The organism is Ferrovum myxofaciens, assembly GCF_000735045.1.
Classification (GTDB): domain Bacteria; phylum Pseudomonadota; class Gammaproteobacteria; order Burkholderiales; family Ferrovaceae; genus Ferrovum; species Ferrovum myxofaciens.
This window is the reverse complement of the sequence record NZ_JPOQ01000072.1, coordinates 1-253: the sequence shown is the minus strand read 5'-3', so window position 1 is coordinate 253 and position 253 is coordinate 1. Positions and strand designations below refer to the sequence as shown.

The 253-nt window shown below is 51.0% G+C and carries 2 protein-coding genes; one reads left to right on the top strand and one right to left on the bottom strand.

Features of this window, described 5'->3' with window-relative positions:
- On the bottom strand, nucleotides 1–166 hold a 166-nt coding region (locus IV91_RS17270; protein ID WP_200874361.1), incomplete at its 3' end, for a transposase.
- 20 nt (nucleotides 167–186) lie between these two features.
- Between IV91_RS17270 and IV91_RS19735 the strand changes: the two genes are divergently transcribed.
- On the top strand, nucleotides 187–253 hold a 67-nt coding region (locus IV91_RS19735), incomplete at its 3' end, for a helix-turn-helix domain-containing protein (protein WP_150112444.1).

The following is a 253-nucleotide window of genomic DNA, read 5'->3' as shown; positions in this document are numbered from 1 at the left end:
CTAGGGACGCTTCCATGTCTTCGCAGACCTTGCCGAACATCCGGCGCATCCGGTCGATGGCATCGCCGTCAAACACTTTGCGGCGATATTTCGCCACAAAGACCAAATGGACGTGCATCTTGAAAAAGCAATGTCTGCCGTGTCGAATTTCGTTGTCTTTTTCCATAGACCAAGTATAATTCAGCCATGAAACGCTTGCAAGCATTCAAATACGAGCTACAGCCCAACGGCGAACAAGCCCGCTCTATGCGCC